Annotated in this window: 15 protein-coding genes; 8 read left to right on the top strand and 7 right to left on the bottom strand. The window is 70.9% G+C overall.

The features are described 5' to 3' along the window. Window positions 1-7: 7 nt before the first annotated feature. From KF837_22975 to KF837_22965, 3 genes are read right to left on the bottom strand one after another with little or no spacing between them, the layout of a single operon-like run. The gene (locus KF837_22975) at window positions 8-400 is read right to left on the bottom strand and encodes an MAPEG family protein (GenBank protein ID MBX3230203.1); all 393 of its coding nucleotides are present in this window, start codon (window positions 398-400) and stop codon (window positions 8-10) included. A gap of 12 nt (window positions 401-412) precedes the next feature. Next, complete coding sequence (locus KF837_22970) at window positions 413-955, bottom strand: hypothetical protein (GenBank protein MBX3230202.1); 543 nt, start codon at window positions 953-955, stop codon at window positions 413-415. A 40-nt stretch (window positions 956-995) separates the two neighbouring features. Further along, the gene (locus KF837_22965) at window positions 996-1316 is read right to left on the bottom strand and encodes a hypothetical protein (GenBank protein ID MBX3230201.1); all 321 of its coding nucleotides are present in this window, start codon (window positions 1314-1316) and stop codon (window positions 996-998) included. Window positions 1317-1385: 69 nt separating this feature from the next. On the opposite strand from KF837_22965, the gene KF837_22960 reads away from it, so the two are divergent. The 3 genes from KF837_22960 to KF837_22950 all read left to right on the top strand — a co-directional run bounded on the left by KF837_22960 (window position 1386) and on the right by KF837_22950 (window position 7264). Continuing rightward, entirely contained in the window at window positions 1386-2291 is a 906-nt protein-coding gene (locus KF837_22960; protein MBX3230200.1) for a metalloregulator ArsR/SmtB family transcription factor, read from the top strand. After that, a complete protein-coding gene (gene metH, locus KF837_22955) occupies window positions 2288-6040 on the top strand; it encodes a methionine synthase (GenBank protein ID MBX3230199.1) in 3753 nt (1250 codons plus the stop codon). Before KF837_22960 ends, metH begins: the two co-directional genes overlap by 4 nt. A 96-nt stretch (window positions 6041-6136) precedes the next feature. Further along, entirely contained in the window at window positions 6137-7264 is a 1128-nt protein-coding gene (locus tag KF837_22950; protein ID MBX3230198.1) for a hypothetical protein, read from the top strand. A gap of 13 nt (window positions 7265-7277) precedes the next feature. Here the strand turns inward: KF837_22950 and KF837_22945 are convergent, their stop codons facing one another. Together KF837_22945 and KF837_22940 are read right to left on the bottom strand one after the other, a co-directional pair. Then, the gene (locus KF837_22945; GenBank protein MBX3230197.1) at window positions 7278-8576 is read right to left on the bottom strand and encodes a radical SAM protein; all 1299 of its coding nucleotides are present in this window, start codon (window positions 8574-8576) and stop codon (window positions 7278-7280) included. Window positions 8577-8775: 199 nt separating this feature from the next. Beyond that, window positions 8776-9270 (bottom strand): hypothetical protein, encoded by a 495-nt coding sequence (locus tag KF837_22940; GenBank protein MBX3230196.1) that lies wholly within the window; start codon window positions 9268-9270, stop codon window positions 8776-8778. Window positions 9271-9485: 215 nt separating this feature from the next. Between KF837_22940 and KF837_22935 the strand changes: the two genes are divergently transcribed. The 5 genes from KF837_22935 to KF837_22915 are packed head-to-tail and all read left to right on the top strand — an operon-like array spanning window position 9486 to window position 13892. Further along, window positions 9486-10223 carry a hypothetical protein gene (locus KF837_22935; protein ID MBX3230195.1) on the top strand — a complete coding sequence of 246 codons (738 nt, stop codon included), beginning with the start codon at window positions 9486-9488 and terminating at the stop codon, window positions 10221-10223. 28 nt (window positions 10224-10251) lie between these two features. Beyond that, window positions 10252-11397 (top strand): hypothetical protein, encoded by a 1146-nt coding sequence (locus tag KF837_22930; GenBank protein ID MBX3230194.1) that lies wholly within the window; start codon window positions 10252-10254, stop codon window positions 11395-11397. 5 nt (window positions 11398-11402) lie between these two features. Then, entirely contained in the window at window positions 11403-11990 is a 588-nt protein-coding gene (locus tag KF837_22925) for an RNA polymerase sigma factor (GenBank protein ID MBX3230193.1), read from the top strand. Further along, window positions 11987-12805 (top strand): hypothetical protein, encoded by an 819-nt coding sequence (locus KF837_22920; GenBank protein ID MBX3230192.1) that lies wholly within the window; start codon window positions 11987-11989, stop codon window positions 12803-12805. The genes KF837_22925 and KF837_22920 overlap by 4 nt, the downstream gene beginning before the upstream one ends. A gap of 52 nt (window positions 12806-12857) precedes the next feature. Then, window positions 12858-13892: a hypothetical protein gene (locus KF837_22915; GenBank protein ID MBX3230191.1), complete on the top strand. Its 1035-nt coding sequence runs from the start codon at window positions 12858-12860 to the stop codon at window positions 13890-13892. Here KF837_22915 and KF837_22910 read toward each other — a convergent pair. Together KF837_22910 and KF837_22905 are read right to left on the bottom strand one after the other, a co-directional pair. Continuing rightward, window positions 13880-14956 carry a ferritin-like domain-containing protein gene (locus tag KF837_22910; GenBank protein ID MBX3230190.1) on the bottom strand — a complete coding sequence of 359 codons (1077 nt, stop codon included), beginning with the start codon at window positions 14954-14956 and terminating at the stop codon, window positions 13880-13882. The genes KF837_22915 and KF837_22910 overlap by 13 nt on opposite strands. An 18-nt stretch (window positions 14957-14974) precedes the next feature. Next, a complete protein-coding gene (locus KF837_22905; protein MBX3230189.1) occupies window positions 14975-16858 on the bottom strand; it encodes an alpha amylase C-terminal domain-containing protein in 1884 nt (627 codons plus the stop codon). Window positions 16859-16964: the final 106 nt, after the last annotated feature.

Raw genomic sequence — 16964 nt, 5'->3', positions numbered from 1 at the left:
TCCCCCTCTACGCCCCGCGGCGGAGCCACAAGGCGTACGCCGCGAGGGCGGTGATGAGCACGTACGTGATCGTGACGCCGATGAAGCGATAGGGGTTCGGCGCCTTCCGCGGCATGCCGATGACGTGGAGGACGCGCCCGAGGAACAGCGCGCCGCCGGCGGCGTGGAGCCAGAGGCTCGCGCCGCCGCACAGCTCGACGACGAGGAGCATCACGAGCGCGAGCGGCACGAACTCGGCGTTGTTGGAGTGGGTGCGGACCGCGACGAGGAGCTCCTTCGAGCCGCCTTCCCCGAGGGAGACTCCGGCCTTCGTGCGGTAGCGGACGACGTTGAGGCCCAGCGCGACGTTCAGGAGCGCGTTCAACGAGCCGTAGAGCGCAGTGACGGTCGGGATCGTCATCGCGCCATCATGTCAGCGATACGGATCTCCCCGCAAACGCGCGCGCAATCGATCTTCGATCGCGACGACCACGCGATCGATCGCCGCCTGCACCACCTCGGGGTCGGTGAGCGGCGCGAAGCGGAGGCGGACGCCGCCGCGCACGATCGCGAGCGAGCGGAGGGCATCGAGCGCGGGCTCGTCGAAGAGGGGCGCGACCGCGTCGGCGAGGTCGCTCTTCGCGCGCGCGTCGCTGCGCTGCTGCGGGGTGACGAGGAAGGTCGCGGGCTCGTCGTGGTCGATCGCGATCTCGGCCTCGGCGCCGATCGGCGCGCTCCCGTCGAGCCCGGCCCTCACGACGACGGCGCGGCCCGCGACGCGGCCGCGGTACCCGCGCTCGGCGGGAGCGTGCACGAGCTCGAGGCGCTTGGCCCATCGCGCGTAGTCGCGGGAGGCCGCGCGGGCGCGCCGCTCGTCGGCCGCGCTCGGCGGACGATGCTCGCGATCGGGGAACGGCCGCCGCCGCTGCCGCGGCGACATGAGCTTCCGCGCAAAGTCGACGACGCGCTCGAGCATCGCGCCCGATCCTAACGCGTCGCACCCGAGCGCTCCACGGTCAGCCGGCGATGACGACGTTGCCCAGAGCCCACGCGTGTTTGAGCTCCCGCGTCGGCGGTGGACCCGGCTCCGTCGTCGCCTCTGCCGGGTCCCGCTGCCCCGAGCGGCTCATCTTCATCGCTCGCGCCGTGACGATCTCGGGCTCGCGTTCGGCGTGTCCGCTCGCCGGCTTCCCGCTCCTCATGTTCTCCGCGGCCGCCTGGGCGTCGTCGACGAGGCCTTCGGGCGCCGCCGACGCGGTGGCCTCGGCGTATTCGCCACCTCCCGGAAGCGCGTAGTGGAGGCTCGAGGAGTTCGCGTAATTTTGGATGGAGCTCATGGGTGACCCGCGCTTCGGCCCGCCGGCGGGTCGGTTGCGAATATTCGCTCATCCTGATAAGCAGATGCCGTGGAGCTCGCGCGCTACGTCGGGACGCTGAACCTGCTCGGCGACGAAAATCGCCTGCGGCTCTGCGCACTTCTGCGCGAGCGGGAGCTCACGGTCTCGGACCTCGTGCGCGTCACCGGCATCTCGCAGTCGCGGGTCTCGACCCACCTCGCGCGCCTGCGTGAGGGCGGCTTCGTGCGCGACCGCCGCGACGGCCAGCACGCGTTCTACGCGCTCGCGGTCGACACCCTGCCGGGCACCGCCAAGGTCGTCCTCGACGAGGCGACGCTCGCCGGCGATCCGACGCTCGCCGGCGACAAGAAGCGGCTCGCCGAGCTCGGCCGCTTCCCCGAGTCCGTCGCGGGCGAGATGGAGCGCCACTACTCGCCGGGGCGGACGTGGCAGTCGCTCGCGGTCGGCCTCGCCGCGCTCCTCGACCTCGGCGACGTCCTCGACGTCGGCTCCGGCGACGGCGCGGCGGCGAGCTTCGTCGCGCCTTACTGCCGCTCGCTCACGTGCGTCGACACGAGCGCGCGGATGATCGAGGCCGCTCGGAGACGCCTCGGCAAGACCAAGAGCTTCCGCGCGGAGGTCGCCGACGGCGCCGACCTCCCCTATCCCGACGGCTCGTTCGACGCGGCGCTCTTGTTCCACACGCTCACGTACGCGGCGGATCCGCGGCGCGTCGTCGAGGAGTGCGCGCGCGTGCTCCGTCCCGGCGGCCGCGTCGTCGTGCTCTCGCTCGATCGCCACGAGCACAAGGACCTCACCGCGTCGTACGGCGAGCGCCACCCCGGCTTGTCGCCCGCCGATCTCAAGAAGCTCCTCGCCCGCGCGCGCTTGACCGCGGTCCACGCCGACGTCGCGTGCCGCGAGACGAAGAAGCCGCACTTCAGCACCGTCCTCGCCACCGGAAAGAAGAAATGACCGCCCTCACCGCCCTCGAAGAGCTCCTCCAGAAGCGCATCGTCGTCATCGACGGCGCGATGGGCACCACGATCCGCACCTACGGCATGAAGGAGGCGGACATCCGCGGCGCGCGCTTCGCCGACTCGAAGAAGGATCTCCTCAACAACGGAGACCTCTTCAGCCTCACCCAGCCGGAGATGATCCTCGACATCCACCGCCGCTTCCTCGAGGCGGGCGCGGACATCGTCGAGACGAACACCTTCGGCGCGACGAGCATCACCCAGAGCGAGTTCTTCGTCGACGATCCGCGCGAGCGCGGCGGCAAGAAGGACGCCGCGTTCTTCGAGAGCATCCTCGAGGACAAGTTCCTCAACGACCTCGCCTGGGAGATCAACGAGGTCTCCGCCAAGCAGTGCCGCCAGGCGGCCGAGGACGCGGAGCAGAAGGACGGCAAGCCGCGCTTCGTCGCCGGCGCGATCGGCCCCCTCACCGTGTCGCTCTCCAACTCCCCCGACGCCGAAGACGCGAGCTTCCGCGTCTGCACCTTCGACCAGGTGAAGCGCGCGTACAAACACGAGGTCCGCGCCCTCATCGCGGGCGGCGTCGACACGCTCCTCGTCGAGACGATCTTCGACTCCCTCAACGCGAAGGCGGCCCTCGTCGCGATCCAGGAGGTCTTCGTCGAGGACGGCGTCCGCCTCCCGATCCAGGTGTCGGCCGCGGTCGGCCGCGGCGGCGAGACGATGATCTCCGCCCAGACCGTCGAGGCGCTCTGGAACGCGATCGCGCACGCGAAGCCGCTCTCGGTCGGCCTCAACTGCTCGCTCGGCCCCGACCTCATGCGGCCCTTCCTCGCCGAGCTCGGCGTGAAGGCCGCGGCCGCGATCTCCTGCTACCCGAACGCGGGCCTCCCGAACCCGCTCTCGCCGACCGGCTTCGATCTCGAGCCGCCGGACATGGGGCGCTTCCTCGCCGAGTTCGCGAGCGCGGGCCTCGTCAACATCGCGGGCGGCTGCTGCGGGAACACGCCCGAGCACATCGCCGCGATCGCGAAGGCCGTCCTTGACCTGCCGCCGCGCCCGCTCCCGCGTTCGGAATCGACTCCGGTCGAGACGCGACCGCTCCGCCTCTCCGGCTCGCTCCCGTTCACGCAGCAGCCGGGCGTCTTCATGATGATCGGCGAGCGCACGAACGTCGCCGGCTCCCCGAAGTTCGCGAAGCTGATCAAGGAGGGCAACTACGAGGCCGCGGTCGCGATCGGCCGCCAGCAGGTCGAGAACGGCGCGAACGTCATCGACATCTGCATGGACGAAGGGATGATCGACGGCGTCTCCGCGATGACGAAGTTCGTCGCGCTGCTCTCGAGCGAGCCCGAGGTCGCGAAGGTCCCCTTCATGATCGACTCCTCTAAGTGGGAGGTCATCGAGGCGGGGCTCCGCGGCCTCCAGGGCAAGGGGATCGTGAACTCGATCTCGCTGAAGGAGGGCGAGGCGGTCTTCCTCGCGAACGCGCGCACGATCCAGCGCTTCGGCGCCGCCGCGGTCGTCATGGCCTTCGACGAGGAGGGCCAGGCGGCGACGCTCGCCGACAAGATCCGGATCTGCAAGCGCGCCTACGAGCTCCTCCGCGGGATCGACTTCCCGGCGGAGGACATCATCTTCGATCCGAACGTGCTCACCGTCGCGACCGGGATCGCGGAGCACGACAACTACGCCGTCGACTTCATCGAGGCGACGCGGTGGATCAAGCAGAACCTCCCCCACGCGAAGGTGTCGGGCGGCATCTCGAACGTCTCGTTCAGCTTCCGCGGCAACAACGTCGTGCGCGAGGCGATGCACTCCGCGTTCCTCTTCCACGCGATCGCGGCCGGCCTCGACATGGGGATCGTGAACGCGGGCATGCTCGAGGTCTACGAGGAGATCCAGGAGCCGCTGAAGACGCTGGTCGAGGACGTGCTCCTGAACCGCCGCCCCGACGCGACCGAGCGCCTCGTCGACCACGGAGAGAAGATCAAGGCGGCGGGTGAGGGCGGCGCCGCGACGAAGCGCGAAGAGGAGGAGTGGCGCAAGGGCACCGTCGAGGCGCGCCTCTCCCACGCGCTCGTCAAAGGGATCGACACGTACATCGACGCGGACACGGAGGAGGCGCGCGCGAAGCTCGGGCGTCCGCTCGCGGTGATCGAAGGGCCGCTCATGGACGGCATGAGCGTCGTCGGCGATCTCTTCGGCGCGGGCAAGATGTTCCTCCCCCAGGTCGTGAAGTCCGCGCGCGTGATGAAGAAGGCGGTCGCCTACCTCACGCCGTTCATGGAGGCGGAGAAGGAGGCCGCGGCGAAGGCGGGCGCGGCGGTGCGGACGCAAGGAAAGATCGTCCTCGCCACGGTGAAGGGCGACGTCCACGACATCGGCAAGAACATCGTTGGCGTCGTGCTCGCGTGCAACAACTACGAGGTCATCGACATGGGCGTCATGGTCCCGTGCGAGAAGATCCTGCAGAAGGCGCGCGACACCCAGGCCGACGTCATCGGCCTCTCCGGCCTCATCACGCCGTCGCTCGACGAGATGGTGCACGTCGCGCGCGAGATGGAGCGGCAGGGCATGGACCTCCCCCTCCTCATCGGCGGGGCGACGACGTCGCGCGCGCACACCGCGGTGAAGATCGCGCCGGCGTACAAGAACCCGGTCGTCCACGTGCTCGACGCGTCGCGCGCGGTGCCGGTGACGACGTCGCTCCTCTCCGCCGAGGGCAAGGCGGGCTTCGTCGCGGAGCTCGGCGCCGACTACGAGAAGCTGCGCCGCATCCACGCCGGTCCGAAGAAGGAGGTCGTCCCGCTCGCCGCCGCGCGCGCGAACCGGCCTCGCCTCGCCTACGGCGCGGCGGAGGTCCCGACCCCGAGCTTCACCGGCGTCCGCGTGTGGGGCGACGTCCCGCTCGCGACGCTGCGCGAGTACATCGACTGGACGCCGTTCTTCCACACGTGGGAGCTGAAGGGCGTCTTCCCGCGGATCCTCGAGCACGAGGTCTACGGCGAGCAGGCGCGGAAGGTCCACGCCGAGGCGAACGAGCTCCTCGATCGCGTCGTGAAGGAGAAGCTCCTCACCGCGAAGGCGGTCTACGGCTTGTTCCCCGCGTACGCGGAGGGCGACGACGTCGTGCTCGAAGGCGGCGCGCGCTTTCACTTCCTGCGCCAGCAGACCGAGCACAAGAACGGCGAGCCCCATCGCTGCCTCGCCGACTTCATCGGCCCGAGCGGCGATCACGTCGGCGCGTTCGCGGTGACGGCGGGCCTCGGCCTCGACGTGCTCAAGGACGGCTTCCGCAAGCAACACGACGACTACAACGCGATCATGGCGGAGGCGCTCGCGGACCGCCTCGCCGAGGCGGCGGCGGAGTACCTCCACGAGCGCGTGCGCGCGGAGTGGGGTCACGCCGACGCGCTCTCGAAGGTGGACCTCATCGCGGAGAAGTACCGCGGCATCCGTCCCGCCGCGGGCTACCCCGCGTGCCCCGACCACACCGAGAAGGCCACGCTGTGGAAGCTCCTCGACGTCGAGGCGAAGACGGGCATGAAGCTCACCGAGAGCTACGCGATGTGGCCGGGCGCGAGCGTGAGCGGCCTCTACTTCGCGCACCCGGAGTCGCGCTACTTCACGCTCGGCAAGATCGGGAAGGACCAGGCCGAGGACTACGCGAAGCGGAAGGGCATGACGCTGTCGCAGGTCGAGCGCTGGCTCGGTCCGAACCTCGGCTACGAACCGGCGAGCTGACGGCTCGCCAGAGTGTGACGTCGTCCCGAAGGGTGACGCACACGCTCGAAACTCCACCGCTTCGCAGGCGTCTGCAGCGGACAAGGAGTTTCGAACATGAACCGTCTTCGTACCTGTCTTGTCGTCCCTGCCCTCTTCGCTTCGCTCGTCGTCGGGTGTGCGAACGTCACTCCGAGCGACGCATCGCAGCCGCCGGAGCCCGTCACGCGCGCGTGGAGCGCGGAGGAGAGCAACGCCGCGCGCGCGGCGATGGCGCGCGCTTACGCGAACGATCCCGTGGAGTACTGGGCCGTCCACGGCCTCCCTGCCCTCGCGCGCGGCGCGGACCTCCGCGCGAACGACGGCGTCGCGAACCCGAACGCGGTGTTCGACGAGGTGATGAAGGGCTTCGAGCCCGACCGCTTCACGGCCGCGTGCGGGCGCGGCGAGGTGCACCCGATGATCTGCGGCCGGGCGACGGCGAACGGCGACGCCGCGCTCGGATTGCCCGACGCGATCGGCGAGTGGCTGCTCGAAGGCGGCGACCTCACGACGCGCGGCCTCCGCGAGCTCGTCACGACCTCGTTCACGATGTCGAAGCTTTCCGCGCTCGAGCCCGTGGCGTCGAAGGAGGCCGATGAGCTCCCGCCGGTCGAGAACGTCGTCTGCGTGACGCCGGACGCGCCGGAGGAGGCGACCGACGCGCTCACGTGGTCGAAGGTCGCGGGGACCGCGGAGCTCGCGGGCGACGGGCCCAACGGCAAGTGCGTGACGCAAGCGGTCGGCATCTGCTCGCAGCGGCTCGGACTCCACGGCGCGACGGTGACGCCGGAGGCGTGGCAGAAGCTCTCCACCGAGCTCGGCGTGACCGCCACCAGCGGCGGCTCGATCGCCGGCATGAAGACGTACTTCGAGGGCAAGGGCTACGCCTTCAGTGAGGCGTGGACCGGTCCGCGCGAGTCGGCGACGACGGAGGCGCAGCGCGCGCTCGCCCGCGGCTGCGACGTGTTCCTCTGGTACAACTCCGGCGACGCGGCGACGCACATCGAGGTCGTGAACGGCATCGACACGACGAACCGTCCCGACGGCGAGGCGCTCGTCACCACGAACTCGTGGGGCCGGACCGCGACGACGAAGGTGTCGAACGGCACCTACTCGGAGAAGAGCGACCGCGATCGCTACGGCGACACGTCACGCTTCGCCGCGTCGGAGAAGGCGACCTTCTATTACGCCTGCGCGAGGTAAGGGACGCGGCGGGCTAATCGCTGAGCCAGCCGTTCGCCGTCTTCACGATCTCTTCGGCGCGGACCTTCAGATCGTCGGGCCAGTCCTCGACCACGACCTCGAACTTGCCGTGGTCGAAGGGTTGCCCCGACGCCTCGCTCACCTTCACGATGCGCTCGCGCTTGCCCTCGCGCAAAAGCTCGAGCGCGCGATGGTGGCAGTAGGGGTTATTGCCAGGCTTGCCGAAGAGGACGTGCGTCGTCCACGAGCAACCCGCGCGGCACGTGTCGTTGTAGTAGCAGTCGCGGCAGAAGCCGAAGAGGTCCTCGACCGTGCGGTCGCGCGTGAAGCGGAGCGGCTTCGACTGCTCCCAGATCGTGCGCAGCGAGTAGTCGCGGATGTTGCCGCCGACGTAGTCCGCGGTCGGGAGCGAGGGGCAGCCCTTGATGTCGCCGTTCGCTTCGATGCCGAGGGTCGCGCGCCCGGCGCCGCACGACGCCATGTGCCCGCGCGGCATGTTCCCCTTGAGGAGCGTCTCGTACGGGCCGAAGTAACCGATGTTGTTGCCGGGCCAGAGGAGGATCTTGTTCGCGTCGGCCTTCGGCTTGAGGCGCGCGAGGACGGCCATGACCTCGATCACCTGGTACGGCTCGAGGAGGAGCGCGGGCTCGTCGACCGCGCGGCCCATCGCGACCGTGAGCTGCACCTGCCACGCGCGGATCTTCTTCTCGATGAGGAGATCGAAGAGCTCGGGGATCTCCTTCAGGCTCGCCTTGTTGAACTGCGTGTTGGAGCTGACGGCGATGCCGGCTTCACGGAGGTTCGTGATCGCGTTCATCGCGGACTCCCAGCTCCCCTGGAGGCCGCGCAGCTTGTCGTGGGTCTCGCGGAGCCCGTCGACGGAGACGGACACGGCGCGGATCCCCGCCTCGTAGGCGGCCTTCGCGCGCTCGGCGGTGAAGCCGCGGCCGCCGGTGGTGATGCCGCACTGCATGCCGTGCCCGACGATGCGCTTCGCGATCTCGGTCCAGTCGTCGCGGAGGTACGCCTCGCCGCCGATCATCGTGACCTCGCGGACGCCGAGCTCCGCCATCTGGTCGACGAGGTCGAAGCACTGCTCGGTCGTCAGCTCGTCGGGGCGCTCGCGTCCGGCGCGCGACCCGCAGTGACGGCACGCGAGATCGCACGCGAGCGTGATCTCCCAGACGGCGTAGACGGGCTTCCACTTCCGATCGACGTCGCGCGCGTCGCCGGCGAGCGGCAGGTTGCGACGCGCGGGGTTCGCAGTGGGGGCGATGGGGAGGAAGCGCGGACGCGGCCCAATATCGGACATCGCCCTCGATGCTACGGCACGAACCCCGACGGCGCGAATGCGAAGGATCCGCCTCCAACGCAGGGGCTTCGCTCGCAGCCGTCGGGCGCCTCCTCCTCCGTCCGTCGCCGCTCGCTTGAACGCGGGGACGTTCCCAAATGCGCGAAGGCGCCGGAGCTGGCAGCTCGGGCGCCTCGCGTCGTGCGGTTCGCTGTCGTGGTCAGTCGCGCGGGGCCGGCGGCATGCCGTACATCGCGTGGAAGCCGCCGCCGTCGAAGGTCGGAGGGGGCGGCGGCGCGCCGGCGTCTTCCGTCGGGCAGGGCGGCGGGAGCGACGGCGGGAAGGAGGGCATGCCGTAGAGGGCCGCGAAGCCGCCGTGATCCTCGTCATCGTTGTCGGTGGTGCACGGCGCCGGGCCGGCGTCTTCGGCCGGGGGCGGGCCGGCGTCGACCGGGGGCGGCGGCATGCCGTACATCGCGTGGATGCCGCCGATCTCCTGCTCCGACTTGTCCGTGTCGGACTCGTCACCCGCGACCGCGCAGCCGGTGACCGCGAGCGTGGCGGCGAACGTGAAGGCCGCGAGACGCTCGAGCCGGCGCTGGGCCGACGGGGTGCGCTTCATCATCGCGCCGGAGAGGGCGGAGCTGCAGAACGGGCAGGCCGACTCCGAGGACTTGACGTGACGGGCGCAGGAGGGACAGGGAACGAGTTGCATCGGAAGAGCTCCAGGAAGGTTGAGTTACTTTTGCCCACATCGCGCGACATGCAACCCAGAATCGACCTCGAGCCTCATTTTTCGGGTGGGGCTCCCCCACCCACCGCTGCTACGACCATGAATTCTCGAGCTTTCCGGACGGAGACCCATCGATGCTCACCCTGAAGCGACATGCGGCAAATTGGCACATTCTGGCCGTCACCGAAAAGCTGAGCTTGCGCGCGGGGCTTCCCGGCGCGTTCGCCTACGACGCGGTCGCGCGGGGGGTGGCTCGCGCGCGGGAGGCGGGGGTCGCGATGCAGGATCTCCTCGCGGGGGCGTTCTCGGCGAGCTGGCTCGTGAACGGCGGGACCCCTTCCCCGATCTTCCGGCGCTGGCTGACGCCGCCGCTCGTCGAGGTCTGGACCGAGATCGCCGAGACGCTCGCGAACGAGTCGTGGTCGTCGCTCGAGGCGGCGGACCGGACCACGATCGGCTCCGCCCTCGGCGCGCTCATGATCGAGGGACAGGGCGTGGGGCCGGTGAGCAAGGCGCTCGCGGTCCTCGCTCCCGCGGCGGTGCCGCTCATGCCCGACGCGGCGCTCTCGTTCGCGACCGCCGGCGCGACCCGCGTGCAGAACGCCGACGCCCAGACCGCCGGCGCCGCCGCGTTCGCGCCGATGATGGACTGGTTCTCCGCGCAGGTCGCGGCGGGAGAGAAGGAGCTCGCCGAGGTCGCGGCCGGCTCGCGGTCGCTCCTCCCCGCGCAGGTCCTCGATCGCGCGCTGTGGTTCGATAGTGCAGGATACATGTATTTCAAGGGTTGGTACTGGCTGAAGGACGGCGACCGCGAGGGTGTCGCGAAGATCGCCGCCGCGTACGAAGGCGCGACGCGGAGCAACGCGATCGACCTCGCGTCGGACGCGGTCCCCGCGGCGTTCCGCGACGAGGCCCTCCGCGCGCTGGACGGCTAGTCCCGCTTTCGGGCTATCGTGCGACGCGATGCGGTGGCAGCACACGGCGGCGACGGGCCCTGCCGCGGCGACGCTCGCGCTCATGCTCACGCTCGCGCCGGACGCACGAGCCCAGCCGGATGCGCGTGCCCAGCCGGATGCGGAGCCGCTCACGCTCGCGTACGAAGCGCCTGCGGGATGCCCGGATGCGACGGCGTTCTTCGGTCAGGTCACGGCGCGCACCACGCGCGTGCGCGCGCCGTCGCGCGGCGAGAGCGCGCGGGCCGTGCACGTGCGGGTCACGAAGAACAGCGGCGGCTTCCTCGGCCATCTCCACTTCGAGGCCGGCGGTCAGAAGAGCAGCCCACGCGCGGTCGAGGGAGCCACCTGCCACGAGGTCGTCGAGGCCCTCGGCCTCGTCGCGGCGCTCGCGGTCGATCCGTCGGCATCGACGGCGCCCGTCGCTCCGGCGTCGCCCTCCTCGCCGTCGAGCGAGCCCGCACCGGCCGAGCCCATTCCGACGCCGGAGCCCGCGTCCGTTCCGACGCCGGCGAAGTCGGCGGAGTCGGCGGAGTCGGTGGAGTCGGTGGAGTCGGTGGAGCGCGGGCCCGTTCCGGCGCCGGCGGGCGCTGCGCCGGCGCCGCGCGCACCGCAACGGGGCACCAGCGGAGCGACGCGGCTCGGCGTCGGGGTCGCGCTCGAAGGCTCCAGCCTCGCGGGCTTCGTGCCGGCGTGGCGCATTCACGGCGAGCTCGTCCTGTGGGACGGCGCGCTCCTGTCGCCGTCGTTTCGCGCGGCGGTCGGGAGGAGCTTCCTCGTCACGCGCGAAGCCGCGATCGGGAGCGCCGACATCGACTGGACGGTCGGCGCGGTCGAAGGTTGTCCCGTCCGGTTCGCGCTCACCTCCTCCGGCAGGCTCGAGCTTCGTCCGTGCGCGGCGTTCACGGTCGGCGCGATCCACGCCGAGCCGTTCGGCGTCGTCGCGCGGAGGGCCCGTTCGCGGGCATGGCTCGCCGCCGAAGCGCTCGCGCGCCTGGCGATCCGTCCCGTCCAGATCCTGTCGATCGAGCTCGACGCCGGGCTCTCGGTGCCGTTCACGCGCGAGACCTTCTTCTTCGAGCCCGGGATCGACGTGTACCAGGCTCCGTCCGCCGCGATTTTCGGGAGGCTCGGCGTAGGGGTACGTTTTCGGTGATCAGAATGGGCGCCGGCTCCCATCACGCACCGTTGGCTCCCGCTGCGATGATCTCCGGACCCGCGCTCGTGGCCTCGAGCCGCGACGAGCGCGTCCGCGCGATGCTCGCGCAGCACTTCGACTTCATCTGGCGCTCGCTCCGCCGGCTCGGCCTCAGCGCCGATCGCGCCGACGACGCCGCGCAGCAGGTCTTCCTCGTCGCGGCGGGCAGGATCGACGACGTCCCGCCCGCGAGCGAGCGGAGCTTCCTCTTCGGGACCGCGCTGCGCGTGGCGTCCGACATCCGCCGGAGCGCCGCGTATCGGCGCGAGATCCCCCACGCCGACGCCGGCGACGACCTCCCCGGCGGACCCCGCCCCGACGAGATCATCGAGCAGAAGGACGCCCGCGCCGTCCTCGACCGGATCCTCGACGCGATGGAGCTCGACCTCCGCACCGTGTTCGTCCTCTACGAGATCGAGGAGATGACGACGTCCGAGATCGCGACGCTGCTCGAGATCCCGAGCGGGACCGTCGCTTCGCGCCTCCGTCGAGCGCGCGAGGAGTTCAAGGCACGCCTCGAGAAGCTGCGCGCGAAAGGAGCCGTGACGTGACCGATCCGAAGCGCCTCTTCGAAGACGACGACCTCGCCGAGAAGCTCCTCGGCTCGGCGCGCGCCGACGCGCCGACGAAGCACTCCCGCGAGCGCACCGCCGCGGCGCTCGGCCTCGCGGTCGGCGCCGCCGCCGCGACGACCGCGGTCACCACGAAGGCCGCCGCGACGACGGCGAAGCTCGCCGGCGCGGGTCTCTGGACGAAGGTCGTCGCGGTGAGCGCGGTCACCGTCGCAGTAGCGGGCGGCGGCGCGATCGTCGCACAGCGCACGGCCTCACCGGAGGAGCCGGTGACGGAAACGGAAACGGTGATGGTACCCGTCACACCGTCCGCCGCCCCCGCCGTGCGCGCGGGCGGACCGACGGCGCGCCCCGTGGAGCCCGCCCCCGCCCCGACGGCGGCCGGCGCACGCGCCGGCGTAGGGCAGAGCGCGACCGCCCCGACAGCCGTCGTCACGACGGCGAGCCCGGCGTCTCGTCCCTCGCCGGCGCGTGCTGCGCCGTCGCCGACGCTCGCTGGCGCGGAGCCGACGCTCGCGGCGGCGACCGAGTCGCCGCTCGCGCGTGAGACGCGACTGATCGACGACGCGCGCCGCGCCCTCGGCGCCGGCGACACCGCGCTCGCGCTCTCGCTCCTCGATCGTCACGACGCGACGTTCGCGAACGGCCCCCTCCGCACCGAAGCGAGCGTCCTCCGTGTGGAGGCCCTCGTCGCGCGCGGAGACAAGCCCGCGGCGAAGAAGCTGGCGGACGAGCTCCTCGCCCGCGATCCGTCGGGACCGCACGCGAAGCGCCTCCGCTCGCTCACGGAGTGACGACGATTTCGTGATCGAACCGGGCCGGTAGCCCCATGACAGGACGGAGGCGATGACGATGCTTCGAAACATGCTTGGATTTGCCGCGTTCGCGTTCGTCGCGGCTTGCACCGGTGGCGTCAACCTCGGGGCCACGAGCGGAAACCTCGGCGCGGGCGCGGGGCAGGACGCCGGCGGGGGCGGCGGCAGCACGCCGACCGGGCCCTACGACATCGAGTGCACGTTCTATCACCGGCTCACCGCGAGCTCGGAGTTCGAGGAGCAGAAGGTCAAGGTCCGGAGCGACGGCACGGTCGCGCAGACCGTCGACTTCCCGAACGGCGAGTTCCCCTACAAGCTCGAGGTCGCGTTCGGGCCGGCGGCGGACGCGGCGAGCGATTCGCTCCTCACGATCACGACGCCGCAGAGCGACGTCGTCCAGCAGTACCGCGTCGCGAAGAACGAGCGGCCGAGCGCGCCGTTCTTCGGCGACCACGGCTTCACGGGGCTCGTCTATCTGCAGCAGGAGATGCAGTACACCTGCGGCGTGGCCGGCGCAGAGGCGCGGCCGTCCGGCGGGCAGGCGGTGCCCTTCGACGTCGCGTGTCAGGTCGAGCTCCGCACCACGCCCGGCGGCGCGATCGAGAAGAGCGCCATCCTCGAGGTGAAGTCGGGCGGCGTTCAGGCCTTCGAGGAAGGCGACTACAAGGTCATCGCGAACATGCTCGACGGCGAGTTCGAAGGCCGCGCGCTCGTCATGGACATCTTCCACGGCACGAAGAACCCGTCGCACCAGCTCCTTCAGCTCGATCGCAACAACACGATCGTGAACCAGCTCGCCGGCACGACCTTCACCGGCCGCTTCGCGTACGGCACCGGACCGAACAAGGAGCTCAGCTACGCGTGCAGCTCCCGCGACACCGGCGGGCTCGGTCCCGAGTGCGACGGGAACCGTCCCTGCGCGGAGGGCTACACGTGCGCCTTCATGCGGTCCCTCGAACCGTCGGGGCCGGCGCGCTGCTGGAGAGGCGACCTCTGCCAGAACGCGGGGTGCCCCTCGCAATGCAACATCGCCGAATCGTACCCGGTGCAGGTCTACTGCCCCTGAACGACGCGGTCGACGGCGGACGTCTGGACACGGGCCCGCGCGGCGCGCCACGCGCGCTCGTCGATGCGACCGTGCGCGGCGAGCGCGTCGCGAGCGGAGGCGGAGACCGCGGGCGCCTCCGCGCGGGCGGCGAGCGCTTGCTCGACCGCGGCGCGGAGCTCCTCGTCGCCCACGGCGAGGCACCACGCGAGGACGTCCCACGCGAAGTCGGCGTGTCGTTGCTCCTCGCGGGCGATGCGCGCGAGCACGTCGCGGACGACCGGATCGGTCGCGACCGCCGCCGCGGAGCGCGCGACCGCCGCCGCGGCGCCCTCGCCGACGCAGCCGTCGACCGCGGTCTCGATCGCCACGCGCCGCCGCCGCTCGCGCGCCGATTCGCGAGCGCGCGGCGCGACGACCTCCGGGAACGGCGCGGCGGTCAGCGACCTCCCCGCGTACGCGCTCGCGAGCGCGAAGCAGAGCCGCGCGTGCTCGATCTCGTCGATCGCGGCCTCGTGCGCGCGCCGCACGAGCGCCGGCGGCGCGCCGAGCGCGACGAGGTCCAGCGCGAGCGCGCCGAACGCCGCGACCGACGCGTGCTCGAGCGACGCGTCCGCGAGCCAGCCCTCCGCGAGCTCCGCGCGGACCTCGGGCGCGAGACCTTCCACGCGCGGCCGCGGACCGTCCGCCGACCACGCGTCGCCGCGCTCCGTCGGTGTGCGGAGCGCCTCCTTCCCCTTCCGGAACGGGCGACCGTGCACGCCGCTGCTCGCGAAGAGGAACGCGAAGCCCGCGGCGATGATGCCGGCGGGGATGCTGAGGACGTCGAGCGCGAGCGCGACGATCGGCATCGCCTTCCCTGCCCCGCGCGCGAGCGCGACGATCGCGAGGACGCCCGACACGAGGACCGCGACGGCGCCGAGGCCGATCGCGACGAAGCTCGCCGTGACGCCGGCGTCGCCGCGGAGGAAGAGCCCGCAGCCGACCGCGACGAGCGGGAACACGACGCAGCCCGCGATCGCGAGCAGCAGCGCGACGAGAGCGGTGGCCGGCGACCTCGGCGCCGGCGGGGACCCCACGTTCATCGGGCGAGGATACGCGCGTTACTGCGAGAAGATCGCGACCGAATACGGGCCGAGCTGGAAGCTCGCGCTGTTCGGCATGCCGTCCTGGCCGCCGCCGACGGCGTCGGTGTCGAGCGTCGGCGTGTTGCCGAAGTCGCTCGAGTAGCCGTTCCAGTCGCTGTTGAAGCGGACGCGCCACATGCCGAAGCGCGGGAAGCCGACGCGGTAGTCGGAGAGCCACTGCCCCGAGAAGTTCGCGACCACGACGACGTCGTCGCCCGGACCGCCCTGGTCCCAGCGGTGGTACGCGATGACCTTCTGGCCGTTGTTCACGTGGAACACGTTCACGTGATCGCCGCGGAGGCCGCGCGTGTTGTCGTGCCAGTTGCGACGGAGGTGCGCGAGGTCGCGATAGAGCTGCGTGATCGGGTGATAGTTGTGGGCCTTCGCCCAGTCGAGCGGGTCCTCGGCGCTGAACCAGCCGTCCTCGAGGAACTCCTGCCCCATGAACATGAGCGGGATGCCCGGGCTCGTGAACATGATCGCCGCGCCGAGCGTGGAGCGCTTGCGCGATGCCCAGCTGTTCGCGTTGCCCGGCCAGATGCGCTCCGGCAGACGCGCCTCGCCGTTCGCGACCTCGTCGTGGCTCTCGGTGTAGATGATGCGCTGCGTGGCCTGGCCGTTGAAGCTGTGCTCGATCGCACCCTTCACGCGGTACATGTCGCGCCAGCCGTCTTCCTGCTTGATGAGCGCTTCGCGCACGGGGTGCACGAACTCGCCGTCCCACTGCGAGTCGAAGCCGGCGCCGCCCCAGCTCGTCTGCTTCGTGAGCCAGTCGTGCCCGCCGAAGTCCTCCGCCGACTTGAGCTTCCACGGCTGCTGGCTCGCGACGCTCTCGTTGATCCACTTGAGCATGTCGAGGCCGGCGTTGCCGAGGTCGTCGGTGCCGTCGCCGCTCGCGGTGCGCATCCACTTCGTGCCGTCCCAGCGGAGGCCGTCCGCGTGGTACTCGTGGAGCCACATCTGGGCCATGTCCTTGATGTAGTCCCGGACCTGGGGGCGGCCGTAGTCGGGGCGGGTGTGGCCCCACGGGGTCTGGGCGCGCCAGTCGGTGTAGAAGTACGGGCCGCCGTTGCCGAGGCACTCGCCGCTGATGCACCACATCGGCAAGTCGTTCGGGCCCCAGTGGTTGGCGACGACGTCGATGATGACGCCCATCCCCTTCTGGTGCGCGGCGTCGACGAACGCCTTCATCTCCTCCGGCGTGCCGTACGCGCTCTCGGGCGCCATCGGGAACGACGGGTTGTAGCCCCACGATCGATCGCCCGGGAACTCGGCCACGGGCATGACCTGGATCATGTTCACGCCGAGCTCGGCGAGGTACTGGAGCTTCTCGGTCGCGCTCTTCCATCCGCCGACGCCGCCGAACGGCGAGGTGAACGTGCCGACGTGCATCTCGTAGATGATCTGGTCGCGGAAGCTCGGCGTGTGGAAGCCGCCGTCGTGCCACCAGTACGCGCCGGGGTCGTGGATGATGCTCGACCCGTTCGAGTTCTCGACGCGGCCCGCGCGCGGATCCGACTTCCAGAAGCGGGAGCCGTCGGGCCCCTCGATCACGTACTTGTACTTCTGCCAGCGGTGCGCGCCCGCCACGTCACCCGAGAAGTTCCCGTTGAACTCGTTGCCGAGCTCGTTCGCCTCCGGGTACCAGCCGTTGAAGTCGCCCACGACCCAGACGCGCCGCGCGTTCGGCGCCCAAAGCCGGAAGCTGACGCCGCCGTCGTAGATGCTCGCGCCCATGCCGGGCCGCTGGCTCGACCAGAGGTCCGCCTCGCTCGACCCGACCTTCTCGCCCTCCCCCGCGGAGCACGCGGCGACGGCCCCGATCATCAGAACGGCGGAGAGAGCGGTGAGGCGCGTCATCGGCGCGGGGTTCTTACGTCGCGGATCCTGAAAGCTCCCGTCTCAATTACTGAACAGCTCGTTTTGACGCAGGAGCGTTTTGCAACGTGAAAATCATTGCGAAATT

Source organism: Labilithrix sp., assembly GCA_019637155.1.
GTDB lineage: Bacteria > Myxococcota_A > Polyangia > Polyangiales > Polyangiaceae > Labilithrix.
This window is presented reverse-complemented; position numbering and strand designations above follow the sequence as displayed.